Consider the following 13244-nt stretch of genomic DNA (forward strand, 5'->3'; position numbering starts at 1 on the left):
CGGGTTCGAGAAGGGAACGGACATGACGGCATCCCGTACGACGCGCATCCTCATCCTCGGCGGCGGCTACGTCGGCCTGTACACGGCCTGGGGCCTCGAGAAGAGACGGGGGGAGGCGCCGATCGACGTCACCGTCGTCGAGCCGAACCCCTACATGACCTACCAGCCGCTGCTGCCCGAGGTCGCCGGCGGGCACGTCCAGCCGCGCCACGTCACGGTGCCGCTGGTCTCCGCGCTCAAGCGCACCCGCGTGATCCGCGGCGCGATCACCGGCGTGAGCCTCGCCGAGCGCAGCGCCACCGTCGCCGCGATGGACGGCTCCACCCGCACGCTCGAGTTCGACCAGGTCGTCTTCGCGCTCGGAGCCGTCACCCGCACGTTCCCCACGCCGGGCCTCGCCGAGCACGGCATCGGCTTCAAGACGGTGGAGGAGGCGGCGCACCTGCGCGACCGCGTCATCGAGAACATCGCGAAGGCGGCGCTCACCACCGATCCCGCCGAGCGCCGGCGCCTGCTCACCTTCGTCTTCGTCGGCGGCGGCTACACCGGCGTCGAGGCGCTGAGCGAGCTGCTCGACCTCAGCCGCAAGACCCTCGCCGCGCAGCCCTCCCTCTCGATGGGCGACGTCACCTGGCACCTCGTCGAGGCACTGGACCGGGTCGCCCCCGAGGTCGGTCCCGAGCTCTCGAAGTGGACGCTCGACCACCTCCGCTCGCGCGGCGTGCACGTGCACCTGAAGACGACGATGCCCTCCTGCGAGGACGGCGTCGTGGAGCTCTCCTCGGGCGAGCGCATCCCGACGGCCACGATCGTGTGGACCGCCGGCGTGAAGCCGAACCCGATCCTCGACGCGACCGACGCGCCCCGCGGGCCGAAGGGCCACGTCATGGCGGATGCGCGCCTGCGGGTCATCCGCGAGGACGGCGAGCCGGTGGGCGGCGCCTGGGCGGCCGGCGACGGCGCGCAGGTGCCGGACCTCACCAGCGAGAAGCAGCCCGCGTACTACCCGCCGAACGCGCAGAACGCGGTCCGGCAGGCCAAGCTCCTGGCGCGCAACATCATCGCCGACCTCACCGGAGGCACCGTGGAGGAGTACCGCCACGCCTCCGTCGGGACCGTCGCCGAGTACGGCATCGGCAAGGGCGCGGGCCTGATCAAGGGCGTGAAGCTGCGCGGCCTCCCCGCCTGGCTCGCGCACCGCGCCTACCACGGAGCGGCGATGCCGACCCTGGACCGCAAGTGGCGGATCATCACGGGCTGGCTCGTCGACGCCGTCACTCCGCGCGACCTCTCGCCGATGAGCGCGCTGCAGGATCCGCGCCGCGCCTTCCGCGAGACGGCCGAGGTCACCGACCGCGAGGCCGCCGCGAAGGCCGCCGCGAAGAAGGAGTCGGACGCGTCCTGACCCGCCGGTGAGAGCGCAGGAGTCGCGGTGGTCGAGCGGGATCATCGCGACTTCTGCGCTCCCGCGTCGGCGGCCCCGCCTCGGAGCGCCTCGGCCTGACGGCCCCGACTCAGGCCCGGCGGCGCGGCTTCAGGCGCACGGTCGGCAGCACGGGCGCGGGGAGCGCGCGTCCGCAGTACCCGTCGACGGTGCCGAACGGTCCAGCGGGATCCGCCCCGGCGATCACGTCGGACTGCCAGCGCTCGCGGGCGGCCGCCACGTCGTCGTGGCTGCGGCCGACGAAGTTCCACCACATCACCAGCTCCTCGGCGAACGGCTCGCCGCCGAGCAGCACCACGCGGGCGCCCGCGTCCCCGGCCGTCAGCACCAGGTGCGAGCGGCCGGGCGCCAGGTAGGCGAGGTCCGAGCGCGGGACGTCCGCACCCTCGACCGCCACGGGGCCGGCGTCGACGAGCACGCCGTACTCCCACGACTCCTCGACCGGCAGCTCGACCCGGGCACCCGGCTCGAGGTCGATCTGGGCGGCGACCAGCGGAGTGAAGGTGCTCGCGGGCACCGACGCGCCCAGCATCCCTCCGACGAAGACGCGCACCAGCGCGCCGGGCAGATCCACGGGCACGCCGCGGTGGTGCTCGAAGAACGGATCGACGAGCCGCGCCTCCTCGGGCAGCGCGACCCAGAGCTGCACCCCGTGCAGGACGGGCGCGCCCCCGGTCGAGACCTCCGAGTGCGAGATGCCGCGTCCGGCCGTCATCAGGTTGAGCTCGCCCGGGCGCACCACGGCGAGGCTGCCGACGCTGTCGCGGTGCTCGATCTCGCCCTCGAAGAGCCAGCTCACGGTCTGCAGGCCGGTGTGCGGGTGCGGCGGGACGTCCATCCCGGCCTCCTCGCCGAGCCGCACCGGGCCGTAGTGGTCGGCGAAGCACCATGCGCCGATCGTCGAGCGCGAGCGCTGGGGGAGGGTGCGGCGCACCTCGATCGCACGCGGACCGCCGAGCGGGACGAGCCGTGCCTCCAGGATCTCGACCGCGCCGGGCTCGCGAGGGACCGGCTCCGCGGCGACGGGGAGCTCGTCGGGATGCTCCTCCAGGTTGCTCATGCGGGAAGTGTATGCCTTCGCATGGACCGGTGGACGGGACCGCCGCCCGCACCCCTCCCGGATCGCGTGCACGCCCAGGGCGAACAGGCCTGCTCACCGGGGGGAGCGCTGGTTACAGTCGACGTATCGGAGCCCACCCCTGCGGGTTCTGTAGGGAGTGACAGCATGTTCGAGAGATTCACCGATCGCGCGCGGCGCGTCGTCGTCCTGGCCCAGGAAGAGGCCAAGATGCTCAATCACAACTACATCGGCACGGAGCACATCCTGCTCGGCCTGATCCACGAGGGCGAGGGAGTGGCCGCCAAGGCGCTCGAGTCCCTCGGGATCTCGCTCGACGCTGTGCGCGAGCAGGTGCAGGACATCATCGGCCAGGGGCAGCAGCAGCCGACCGGCCACATCCCCTTCACGCCTCGGGCGAAGAAGGTCCTCGAGCTGTCCCTGCGCGAAGCGCTGCAGCTCGGCCACAACTACATCGGGACCGAGCACATCCTGCTCGGCCTCATCCGCGAGGGCGAGGGCGTCGCCGCTCAGGTGCTGGTCAAGCTCGGTGCCGACCTGAACCGCGTGCGCCAGCAGGTCATCCAGCTGCTCTCCGGCTACCAGGGCAAGGAGCAGGTCGCCGTGGGCGGTGAGCAGCAGCAGCCTCAGGGGGGATCGCAGATCCTCGACCAGTTCGGACGCAACCTCACCCAGGCGGCGCGCGACAACAAGCTCGACCCGGTCATCGGGCGCGAGAAGGAGATCGAGCGGGTCATGCAGATCCTCTCCCGCCGCTCCAAGAACAACCCCGTCCTGATCGGCGAGCCCGGCGTCGGCAAGACCGCCGTCGTCGAGGGCCTCGCCCAGGCGATCGTGCGCGGCGACGTGCCCGAGACGCTGAAGGACAAGCAGCTCTACACGCTCGACCTCGGCTCGCTCATCGCCGGATCCCGCTACCGCGGTGACTTCGAGGAGCGCCTGAAGAAGGTCACGAAGGAGATCCGCACCCGCGGCGACATCATCACCTTCATCGACGAGATCCACACCCTCGTCGGCGCAGGGGCCGCTGAGGGCGCGATCGACGCCGCCTCGATCCTCAAGCCGCTGCTCGCCCGCGGCGAGCTGCAGACCATCGGCGCGACCACGCTCGACGAGTACCGCAAGCACTTCGAGAAGGACGCCGCTCTCGAGCGCCGCTTCCAGCCGATCCAGGTGGCGGAGCCGTCGCTGCCCCACACGATCAACATCCTCAAGGGCCTGCGCGACCGCTACGAGGCGCACCACAAGGTGTCCATCACCGACGGCGCGATCGTCTCGGCGGCCAACCTGGCAGACCGCTACATCAGCGACCGCTTCCTCCCCGACAAGGCGATCGACCTGATCGACGAGGCCGGCGCACGCCTGCGCCTCTCGATCCTCTCGGCGCCGCCGGAGCTGCGCGACTTCGACGACCGCATCGCCGTGGTCCGCTCCGCCAAGGAGGCCGCGATCGAGGACCAGGACTTCGAGAAGGCCGCGTCGCTGCGCGACGAGGAGAAGCAGCTGCTCGGTGAGCGCCTGCGCCTCGAGAAGCAGTGGAAGTCGGGCGACGTCAAGGCCACCGGCGTGGTCGACGAGGGCCTGATCGCCGAGGTCCTCGCCCAGGCGACGGGCATCCCGGTCTTCAAGCTCACGGAGGAGGAGTCCTCGCGGCTCGTCTTCATGGAGAAGGCCCTGCACCAGCGCGTCATCGGCCAGGAGGAGGCCATCGCGGCCCTCTCGCGGACGATCCGCCGCACCCGCGCGGGCCTCAAGGACCCCAAGCGCCCCTCGGGCTCGTTCATCTTCGCCGGCCCCACGGGCGTCGGGAAGACCGAGCTGGCCAAGGCGCTCGCCGAGTTCCTCTTCGACGACGAGAACGCGATGATCTCGCTCGACATGTCGGAGTACGGCGAGAAGCACACCGTCTCGCGGCTGTTCGGCGCCCCTCCCGGGTTCGTCGGCTTCGAGGAGGGCGGCCAGCTCACCGAGAAGGTGCGCCGCAAGCCGTTCAGCGTGGTCCTCTTCGACGAGATCGAGAAGGCGCACCCGGACATCTTCAACTCGCTCCTCCAGATCCTGGAGGAGGGTCGACTGACCGACGGCCAGGGCCGTGTCGTCGACTTCAAGAACACCGTCATCATCATGACCACCAACCTCGGTGCTCGTGACATCGCCGGTGGTCCCGTCGGGTTCCAGATCGAGGGCGACAACGCCACCGGGTACGACCGCATGCGCGGCAAGGTCAACGAGGAGCTCAAGAAGCACTTCAAGCCCGAGTTCCTCAACCGCGTGGACGACGTCATCGTCTTCCCGCAGCTGTCGAAGCCCGAGCTGCTCCAGATCGTCGACCTCTTCATCAAGCGCCTGGGCGACCGCCTGCTCGACCGCGACATGACGGTGGAGCTGACGCAGCCGGCCAAGGAGCGCCTGATCGAGGTCGGGTTCGACCCGGCCCTCGGTGCGCGCCCCCTGCGCCGCGCGATCCAGCGCGAGATCGAGGACCAGCTGTCCGAGCGGATCCTGCACGGCGAGCTCGGCGCCGGAGACCACATCCACGTGGACTTCGCCGAGAACAGGTTCGTCTTCACCACGACCCCGCGTCTGATCTCGATCAGCGCCGGCGCGTCCACCGGAGCGGCCACGGCCGGCCCGGCGACGCCCGACCTGATGTCGTAGCAGGCTGCCGAACGACCCCGTGCCCGTCCCCTCTCGCGAGGGGGCGGGCACGTCGTCGTCCGGGGGTGCGCGCCTGCTCGCAGGATCCCGCGCCCGGTGCGGCCTAGGCTTGTCGAATGGCCGATTGGAAGTACCCGGTGCGCCGCGCGCGCACGAGCGATGTCCCCTTCATCCAGGAGCTCAGCGAGCCGCTCGTGAACGAGCGCATCCTCCTGGGCAAGGACCGCGTGGTGCTCTACGGCGCCGTGCAGGAGTTCCGCATCGCCGAGGACGGCCACGGGACGGCGATCGGCTGCGGTGCGCTGCATGTGATGTGGGACGACATCGCGGAGGTGCGCACCCTCGCGGTCGCGCAGGACTGGCTCGGGAGGGGCGTGGGCCACCACATCCTGGAGCGCCTCGAGAACGACGCACGCGAGCTCGGCCTGAAGCGCCTGTTCTGCCTCACCTTCGAGGTCGACTTCTTCGCCCGCCACGGCTTCGAGCCGATCGGCGAGAAGGTCGTCGACCCCGAGGTCTACGCCGAGCTGCTCCGCTCTCCCGACGAGGGAGTCGCCGAGTTCCTCGACCTCGCCCGGGTGAAGCCGAACACGCTCGGCAACACCCGCATGCTGAAGACGCTCTGACCGCCGCCACGTCGTAGCCTGTCCCGGTGACTCCGCCGCCCCGCCGCCTGCCCTCCCGGGTCTACCGGCGACGCCGCGCCGGAGTGCTGCTCGCGCTGGTCGTCATCGTCGCGGGCCTGGCGGTGGTGCTGTCGCTGCTCCCGCGGATGACCGGCTCCGACGCCGCGTCGAGCCCCACGCCGACCGTCGTGCTGCCGACGCTCTACCCGACCACCTCGCCCGGTGCGACGCCCGGCGCCGCACCCGCCTGCTCGGCCGACTCCGTCGCCGTCACCGCGGTCACGGACGCCACGAGCTACGCGCCCGGCGAGGATCCGCAGCTCTCGCTCTCGCTGGCCAACATCTCGAGCACCGACTGCGTGATCGACGCGGGCACGAGCAAGCAGGTCTTCACGATCACGAGCGGCTCCGAGCAGATCTGGACCTCGACCGACTGCCAGACCGGCGCGGCCGATCTGCCGGTGCTCCTCCAGGCGGGCCGCTCGGTGATGGGCAGCGCGCTGACGTGGGACCGCACCCGCTCCTCCGCCGACACCTGCTCCGGCGGACGCGAGGCGGTCGAGGCGGGCGGCGCCGCCTACAACCTGTCGGTGTCGGTCGCCGGCATCCCCTCGGGCTCGCCCACGCAGTTCCTGCTCCAGTAGTCCGCCCGGGGGACGTGCCGGGCGTGCGTCGGCGCGTAGCATCGCAGGCATGTGGGGGCTGCTCGGCACGATCCTGTCCGCCTCGACCGGCCGGGCGGGGGTGGTCGCGCGGCGCGCGGCGGCCGTGGCCCTCGCGGTCCCGCTGCTGGTCGGCGGAGCGGCGGCGCAGGCCGTGGCGGCTCCGCACCCTGTCGCGGCTCCGCAGCCCGTCGCGGGTGTCGTGCGCGCGGACGTGGACGGCTTCCGGTTCTCGGAGTACTCGGCCGACTTCCGTCTCGACCGCGACGAGGAGGGCCGCTCGACGCTGACCACTGTCGAGACCTTCGTCGCCGAGTTCCCGCCGTCGCAGAACCGCGGCATGCAGCGCGCGATCCCGCTCGACTACGAGGGGCACCCGACCGACGTCGACCTGGTGTCCGTCACCGACGGCGACGGGGAGGCGCGGCCGGTCGACACCGAGCGCGAGGACGGCTTCCTCCTGGTCACCAGCGCGGCGGACGAGTTCGTCAGCGGCAGCCAGACCTACGTCTTCACCTACACGCAGCACAACACGACCCTGCCTGGATCCGGCACGCGCAGCGGCGAGGACGAGTTCTACTGGGACGTCAACGGCACGGGCTGGCGCCAGTCCTTCGACCGCTACGACGTGCGCGTCGAGCTCGCCGGGTCGCTGGCCTCCGCCGCGACGGGGACCGTCAGCTGCTACCGGGGACCGGAGGGCTCGACGACGCCCTGTCCCATCGGCCGCGACGGCGCGGTCGTCACGGCATCGGGGGAGTCGTTGGCTCCGGGGGAGAACGTGACCGTGGCGATCGGCTTCGCTCCCGGGACCTTCACGCCGCGCGACGACCGCTACCTCGCCTCCGGCTGGTCCTGGGTGCAGCTGGGCGGCCTCGCCGCGGTCCTGATCGGCCTCGCGCTCGCCGTGCACCGCCGCCGGACCGTGCTCCGCGACGCTCCCGGCCGCCCGACCGTCGTCGCCGAGTACGACCCGCCCGCGGAGGGGCTGTTCCTCTCCGCCGCGCTGCTGCGGAAGACGTCGAAGGCCCCTGCGGCCGGACTCCTGGACGCCGCCGTCCGTGGTCTCGTGCGCATCGAGGAGACGGGGGAGGGGCGGAAGCAGGAGTACGCCGTGCGGGTGCTCGACCCTGCGACGACGCCGACGCGACGCGCGGGACGCCCGCGGCCCCTCGCGTCCGACGACCGCGAGTTCCTCGACATCGCCCTCGGCCGGGTGCCGGGGACGGTGCGTGAGCTCTCCGGCAAGGACAAGGAGTTCGGCAAGGCCGTCGGACAGTTCCGGACCGCGCTGGGCAACCGGGTGACCGAGGCGGGACTGAAGAAGGCCGGGACGATCGGCGGCAGCGTGCTCGTGATCGTCCCGCTGCTGCTGGGTGTCCTGGCCGCCTTCCTGGGCGCGATCCTCCTGATGACCGGCTCCTTCGGCGGAGCGCTCCCGCTCGTGCTGATGCTGGTCGCGATCGTCGCGGCCGTCGTCGGGACGATCCTGGTCTCGAGGGTGCCGCTGACGGCCGCGGGCGCGGAGCTGCGCGACCATCTGCGCGGGCTCGAGCTGTACATCCGCCTGGCCGAGGCCGACCGGATCGCCATGCTGCAGTCGCCCCGCGGGGCGGACCGGCGCACGGTCGGACCGGTCGAGGTGGTCGAGGTGACGGAGCGCCTGCTGCCGTGGGCCGTGCTCTTCGGTCTCGAGAAGGAGTGGTCGGCGGAGCTCGCGTCGGCCTACGAGCGCACCGGCGAGGAGCCGGTCTGGTACTCCGGACCGAACGGCTTCCACGCGGCGGCCTTCGCCGGCAGCGTGTCCTCGTTCTCGTCGTCGACGTCGAGCTACGTCGGATCCTCGTCGAGCTCCTCGAGCGGCGGCGGCGGGGGCGGCGTCTAGGGTCAGGCTGCGACCGGCGGCCGCGGCGGAGCGGACGCGTGCGTGGTCGGGCGGAGCTGTCGGGCAGTGCCCATCGAGCCCGTGTTCGCCTCCGGTGGCGATCCTCGACCATGCGGTGGACGGGGGCGCCCGCGGCCCCGAGCGGTGGACGGGTGCCTGTGCAGCGGGCCGGGGACGCGGCCGTCAGTGCGTGGGCACCCGCTCCGGACGGATGCGCTCGGGAACGGGGACGAGCGCGTGGGTGATCGCGCTCGAGAGGGTGAAGGCGCTGGAGTCGAGGTGCGAGGAGTGCCCGAGTCGTGTCGCTTCGGAGGCGCGCTGCTTCGCTCCGGAGGCGGGCCGGATGTCTCCCGAGAGGCTGATCTCGCCGAACGCGGCGATCCCGGGCCGCAGCGGCGTGTAGGCGTGGGCGGAGGCGATGGCGACCGCGATCGCCAGGTCCGCCGCCGGCTCCATGAGCTTCACGCCGCCGACGGTCGACACGTAGACGTCGCAGCGCCGCAGGGGGATGCCCGCCTGCCGCTCGAGGACGGCGAGGATCATCGCGACCCGGGACGCGTCGACTCCGTTCGTGACGCGGCGGGGGTGCTCGCCGTCGTTCGCGATCACGAGCGCCTGGATCTCGACGGGGAGCGCGCGGCGTCCCTCCATCGCGACCGTGACGCAGATGCCCGGGGTGGGGAAGCGGGTGCGGCTGAGGAACAGACCGCTCGGGTCGGGGATCTCGGCGATGCCCTCGGCGGTCATCTCGAAGCAGCCGACCTCGTCCGTCGGGCCGAAGCGGTTCTTGAGCGAGCGGACGAAGCGCAGCGCCGTCTGCCGGTCGCCCTCGAAGTGGCAGACCACGTCGACCAGGTGCTCGAGCAGGCGCGGCCCCGCGATGGAGCCGTCCTTCGTGACGTGTCCGACGAGCACGAGGGGGAGCGCCCGCTCCTTGCAGACGCGGATGAGGGTCGCGGCGACCTCGCGGACCTGGCTGGGACCGCCGGGCAGGCCGTCGACGGTGTCGCTCGCGACCGTCTGCACCGAGTCGACGATGAGCAGGTCCGGCCGGACCTCGTCGATCTGGCCGAGCACGGTGGCGAGGTCGGTCTCGGCCGCGAGGAAGAGGCTGTCGTGCATCGCGCCGGTGCGCTCGGCCCGCATGCGCACCTGCGCGGCCGACTCCTCCGCGCTGACGTAGAGGACCCGTTGGCCCTCGGCCGCGGCGCGGCTCGCGACCTCGAGCAGGAGGGTCGACTTGCCCACGCCGGGCTCTCCCGAGAGCAGCACGACCGCACCGGAGACGATCCCGCCGCCGAGCACGCGGTCGAGCTCGCCCACGCCGGTGGGGCGGTGCGCCGCCGACGTGGTCTCGATCTCGGTGATGGGCCGCGCGATGCGGCCGGCGGCCGGAGCCACAGCGGCGACCGCGCGGACGAGGCCGGTGCGCTCGGTGCTCTCGATCACGGAGCCCCACTGCTGGCACTCACCACAGCGGCCGACCCACTTCGCGGTCGTCCACCCGCACTCCGAGCAGCGGTACGGGGCGGTGCGCGTCTTCGAGGAGGCCATGAGGTCCTTTCGGGGCGGAGGAGGGGGACGAGCGCGACGCTACGGGGGACCCCCGACACCGCCGCTCGTTCGAACGTGTCTTCGACAGTACCGTCGACCACCGACGCCGCGAGCGGGGCGCGCCAGGCCGGGGGAGAGGTCGCGTGGAAGCCGTCTGTGGAGGAGCGTCGTCGCGGAGGGGCGGAGGCGGAGGATCGCGCCTCGGAGAACGCCTCAGCCCCGAGCGCCGCTCCGTCGGCGTCGGACGTCTGCGGGAGACTGGGGGACATGCCCTCGACAGTGCACGTCCTCAAGTCCGGCCGCCCGCTCGGAGTCAGCTGGTCCGGCCCCGAGGGCGCCGAGCGGGTCGTCGTCCTGGCGCATCCCGCTCCCGGCTCCTCGGACTTCGACCCCGACCCGGAGGCGACCGCGCGCCACGGCGTGCGCCTGCTCTCGTTCGACCGCCCGGGCTACGGCGCCTCCTCCCTTCTGACCGACCTCGACCCCGCCGGAGCGGGCGTCGGAGCCAGCCCCGAGCAGGCCGCCGCCGACATCGCCGAGTACCTCGCGACCGTCGGCATCGCCTCCGTCAGCGCCGCCGGCTGGTCGGCGGGAGGCCGCGTGGCCCTCGCGCTCGCCGCGAACTACCCCGGCCTCGTGGAGCGCGTCGCCGTGATCGGCACGCCCGCTCCCGACGGCGCCGTGCCGTGGGTCGGCGACGAGAATCGCGCCGAGCTCGCCCGCCTGGCCGACCTCCCGCTCGACGAGGCCGTCCGCTCGCTCACCCGCACCCTCGAGGGCGCCTTCGGCCCGACCCCCGCCCCGGACGCCCTGCTCGGGATGCTCGGCTCCGGCGACGCCGACACCGCGGTGCTCGAGACCCCCGGAGTCCGCGAGCGCCTTTCGCGCATGCTCGAGCGCGCCGCCGCCCAGGGCGCCCTCGGCATGGCCGCCGATCTCATCGGCTACGGCGTGCAGGAGTGGGGCTTCGCCGTCGAGTCCGCCGAGCCGCCCGCGCTCCTCCTCTACGGCGCCGAGGACGCGGTCGCCGGCCGCCGCCATGCCGAGTGGTACGCCGCCCGGCTGCCCGACTCCCGCCTCGAGGTCGTGCCCGGCCGCGGCCACCTGCTCGCGATCCCGGAGTGGGACCGCGTGCTCGGCTTCCTCCTCCCCGCCTGACGGCGGCCCGTCCGCTCGATTGGCGCGACTTCCGGCCGTCGCGTACACTCGACCCCGGTACCGTGTCCGAGCGGCCGAAGGAGCATGTCTCGAAAACATGTGTGGGCTTGCGTCCACCGTGGGTTCAAATCCCACCGGTACCGCCAACGAGAAGGCCCCCCGCTTCCACGGAAGCAGGGGGCCTTCGTCGTTCTCGGCGTCGTGCGGCGGTCGCGACGTGCGGGTCAGCCGGCGTGGAGCAGCCAGGAGCGGCCGGCGCGCAGGGCCCGGTACAGGCGCCTGACCGCGTGGTCGGCCTCGGCCGAGCCGACGTCCGAGAAGGAGCCCGCCCCGCCCCAGAGCCCGAGCGCGTCGGCAGCCGCCGCCCGGACCTCTCGGCGGGTCGTCGCTCCGGCGAACATCTCGTCGAGCCGGTCCGCGACGCGGGCCCGCGCGCCGTCCTGCTGCGACCGTGCGACGTCGCGCACCTCGGCGACGGCCGCCGTGATCTCGGCGAGCACAGCGGGGATCGTGCGGTCCATCCTCCTGAGCCTAGGAGCGCGAGCGCGAGCGCTGCGAGGCGGCGTGGGTCAGGAGCGTCGCCACGACTCCGACGAGCACGCCCAGCGCGGTCTCGAGCGCCCGGTCGCGCAGCAGCACGAGCTCGTCGACGGGGTGCGCGAGCTCGACCATGAGGATCGCGAGCGGAGTGACGAAGGCGAGGGTCAGACCGTAATTGCGGCCGACGACGAGCTCGGCGGTCATCTGGAGGAGCACCACCACCACGATCACGGCGAGCGGGGAGAGCGGCAGGGCCAGGAGCGCGGCCGCGATCAGCACTCCGACGATCGTGCCGAGCATCCGGTGGCCCGCGCGCACGAGCCGGGCGCCCGCGTCCGCTCCCGAGACGGCTGCGACGGCGGAGACCATCGCCCAGTAGGGGTGGCCCAGGCCCGTCGCGGTCGGGATGGTGCCTGCCACCAGGACGACGGCCCCGAAGCGGAGCAGGGCGGCGCGCGTCGCCGGACGGGCCGCCGCCGCGCGGAACGAGGTGCGCCACGGCGTCGGGGCGAGGCGGCGTGCGCGGGGGAGCGCGAGACCGCTCAGGCCGACGACGACCGAGAAGGCGGCGGAGCCCGCGGCGAGAGCGACGGCGACCGGGATCCGCGAGGGCTCGGACGGGACGGACGCGCACGCCGTGACGGCGAACACCGGGAACAGCGGGCCGGGCGGGTGCCAGTGCAGGGCGTCGCTGAGGTAGGCCGCCGCGACGGTCACGGCGACCACGACGGGGATGATCAGCCAGTCGCGGTGAGGAGAGAGGGAGACGACGGTGCCGAGGGTCACGGTGGTGACGAGGAACGCGGCTGCCGACAGCTGCATCAGCAGGCGCGGCCGGTGCGTGTGCTGGCGTCCGTAGAGGGCCGTGAAGGCGCCGAAGGTCGCGTAGAGGGCGAGATCGGTGCGGCCGAGCGCCCAGAGGACGAGCAGCGGGACGGCGATCGAGACGCCGGCGCGCAGGGCGACGCGATGGGCGCCGGCGTGCGGGCCGAAGGCGAGGAGCTCGCGGGGGTGGGGCAGAACGGGGGTGGCGGCCATCGGGTCCTCTGATCGGGGTCCGAGCGGCGGCGGCCGGAGAAGTGTTTCACGGGTGAAGCAGATATACTTTACGCGTGAATGACTCTGAAGGCCAGCCGGGTGACGCGGTCGACGAGATCAGGGCGGGCTGGGCGGTGCTGCGGCCCGAGCTCGACACCTCCGCCGTCGACATCGTCGGGCGGGTGATCCGCGCCTCCGCGCTGATCGTCCGGGCGACGGAGGAGCTGCTCGCCGCCCACGGGCTGACCCGCGGCGAGTTCGACGTGCTCTCCACGCTGCGTCGCGCCGGCGCTCCGCAGTCGCCGACGACCCTCCGGACGATCGCCCTCGCCTCCGCTCCCGCGATCACCAAGCGCGTGCACTCGCTGGAGCGTCGGGGCCTGGTGCGGCGCGCCGCGAACCCGGCGGACGGGCGCGGCTCGCTCATCACGCTGACTCGCGAGGGGGAGGAGCTGGTCGGCCGGGCCTTCCCCGAGGTGCTCGACGCCGAGCGGGCGCTGCTCTCGGGGGTGCCCGCCGATCTGCGGGCGGAGGCGTCGCGCTCGCTCCGCGCGGTGCTCGCGAGCGTCGAGGCGGCCGCGAGCCGGTGATGCGCGCGGGG

At 72.9% G+C, this 13244-nt stretch carries 11 protein-coding genes and 1 tRNA gene; 8 read left to right on the plus strand and 4 right to left on the minus strand.

Translation table 11 applies throughout. The features are described 5' to 3' along the window. Nucleotides 1–22: 22 nt before the first annotated feature. Nucleotides 23–1405 (plus strand): NAD(P)/FAD-dependent oxidoreductase, encoded by a 1383-nt coding sequence (locus C5C53_RS01835; protein WP_104266662.1) that lies wholly within the window; start codon nucleotides 23–25, stop codon nucleotides 1403–1405. Between the two features lie 109 nt (nucleotides 1406–1514). Here the strand turns inward: C5C53_RS01835 and C5C53_RS01840 are convergent, their stop codons facing one another. After that, complete coding sequence (locus tag C5C53_RS01840; RefSeq protein WP_104266663.1) at nucleotides 1515–2504, minus strand: pirin family protein; 990 nt, start codon at nucleotides 2502–2504, stop codon at nucleotides 1515–1517. A 165-nt stretch (nucleotides 2505–2669) separates the two neighbouring features. Between C5C53_RS01840 and C5C53_RS01845 the strand changes: the two genes are divergently transcribed. The 4 genes from C5C53_RS01845 to C5C53_RS01860 all read left to right on the plus strand — a co-directional run bounded on the left by C5C53_RS01845 (nucleotide 2670) and on the right by C5C53_RS01860 (nucleotide 8353). Continuing rightward, entirely contained in the window at nucleotides 2670–5180 is a 2511-nt protein-coding gene (locus tag C5C53_RS01845) for an ATP-dependent Clp protease ATP-binding subunit (RefSeq protein WP_104226003.1), read from the plus strand. Nucleotides 5181–5296: 116 nt separating this feature from the next. After that, nucleotides 5297–5806, plus strand: coding sequence for an amino-acid N-acetyltransferase (locus C5C53_RS01850; protein WP_104224089.1), 510 nt, complete (start codon nucleotides 5297–5299; stop codon nucleotides 5804–5806). Nucleotides 5807–5832: 26 nt separating this feature from the next. Then, on the plus strand, nucleotides 5833–6450 hold the full coding sequence (locus C5C53_RS01855) for a hypothetical protein (RefSeq protein WP_104224088.1): 618 nt from the start codon (nucleotides 5833–5835) through the stop codon (nucleotides 6448–6450). A gap of 49 nt (nucleotides 6451–6499) precedes the next feature. Further along, nucleotides 6500–8353 (plus strand): DUF2207 domain-containing protein, encoded by a 1854-nt coding sequence (locus C5C53_RS01860; RefSeq protein ID WP_104266664.1) that lies wholly within the window; start codon nucleotides 6500–6502, stop codon nucleotides 8351–8353. 183 nt (nucleotides 8354–8536) lie between these two features. On the opposite strand, the gene radA is transcribed toward C5C53_RS01860, so the two are convergent. Continuing rightward, nucleotides 8537–9907 carry a DNA repair protein RadA gene (radA, locus tag C5C53_RS01865; protein WP_104224086.1) on the minus strand — a complete coding sequence of 457 codons (1371 nt, stop codon included), beginning with the start codon at nucleotides 9905–9907 and terminating at the stop codon, nucleotides 8537–8539. 267 nt (nucleotides 9908–10174) lie between these two features. Between radA and C5C53_RS01870 the strand changes: the two genes are divergently transcribed. Both C5C53_RS01870 and C5C53_RS01875 read left to right on the plus strand, forming a co-directional pair. Continuing rightward, entirely contained in the window at nucleotides 10175–11065 is an 891-nt protein-coding gene (locus C5C53_RS01870; RefSeq protein ID WP_104266665.1) for an alpha/beta fold hydrolase, read from the plus strand. Between the two features lie 56 nt (nucleotides 11066–11121). After that, a tRNA-Ser gene (locus C5C53_RS01875) sits at nucleotides 11122–11211 on the plus strand. A gap of 78 nt (nucleotides 11212–11289) precedes the next feature. Here C5C53_RS01875 and C5C53_RS01880 read toward each other — a convergent pair. After that, nucleotides 11290–11586 carry a hypothetical protein gene (locus tag C5C53_RS01880; RefSeq protein ID WP_104266666.1) on the minus strand — a complete coding sequence of 99 codons (297 nt, stop codon included), beginning with the start codon at nucleotides 11584–11586 and terminating at the stop codon, nucleotides 11290–11292. 10 nt (nucleotides 11587–11596) lie between these two features. After that, a complete protein-coding gene (locus C5C53_RS01885; protein ID WP_104266667.1) occupies nucleotides 11597–12643 on the minus strand; it encodes an FUSC family protein in 1047 nt (348 codons plus the stop codon). Nucleotides 12644–12717: 74 nt separating this feature from the next. Here C5C53_RS01885 and C5C53_RS01890 point away from each other — a divergent pair, with 74 nt between their 5' ends. Further along, nucleotides 12718–13233 carry a MarR family winged helix-turn-helix transcriptional regulator gene (locus tag C5C53_RS01890; RefSeq protein WP_104266668.1) on the plus strand — a complete coding sequence of 172 codons (516 nt, stop codon included), beginning with the start codon at nucleotides 12718–12720 and terminating at the stop codon, nucleotides 13231–13233. Nucleotides 13234–13244: the final 11 nt, after the last annotated feature.

The organism is Rathayibacter sp. AY1E3 (assembly GCF_002932235.1).
GTDB lineage: Bacteria > Actinomycetota > Actinomycetes > Actinomycetales > Microbacteriaceae > Rathayibacter.

Coding starts and splice junctions, on each gene's coding strand:
- C5C53_RS01835 (WP_104266662.1), top strand. CDS start 23: ATGACGGCATCCCGTACGACGCGCATCCTCATCCTCGGCGGCGGCTAC.
- C5C53_RS01840 (WP_104266663.1), bottom strand. CDS start 2,504: ATGAGCAACCTGGAGGAGCATCCCGACGAGCTCCCCGTCGCCGCGGAG.
- C5C53_RS01845 (WP_104226003.1), top strand. CDS start 2,670: ATGTTCGAGAGATTCACCGATCGCGCGCGGCGCGTCGTCGTCCTGGCC.
- C5C53_RS01850 (WP_104224089.1), top strand. CDS start 5,297: ATGGCCGATTGGAAGTACCCGGTGCGCCGCGCGCGCACGAGCGATGTC.
- C5C53_RS01860 (WP_104266664.1), top strand. CDS start 6,500: ATGTGGGGGCTGCTCGGCACGATCCTGTCCGCCTCGACCGGCCGGGCG.
- radA (WP_104224086.1), bottom strand. CDS start 9,907: ATGGCCTCCTCGAAGACGCGCACCGCCCCGTACCGCTGCTCGGAGTGC.
- C5C53_RS01870 (WP_104266665.1), top strand. CDS start 10,175: ATGCCCTCGACAGTGCACGTCCTCAAGTCCGGCCGCCCGCTCGGAGTC.
- C5C53_RS01880 (WP_104266666.1), bottom strand. CDS start 11,586: ATGGACCGCACGATCCCCGCTGTGCTCGCCGAGATCACGGCGGCCGTC.
- C5C53_RS01885 (WP_104266667.1), bottom strand. CDS start 12,643: ATGGCCGCCACCCCCGTTCTGCCCCACCCCCGCGAGCTCCTCGCCTTC.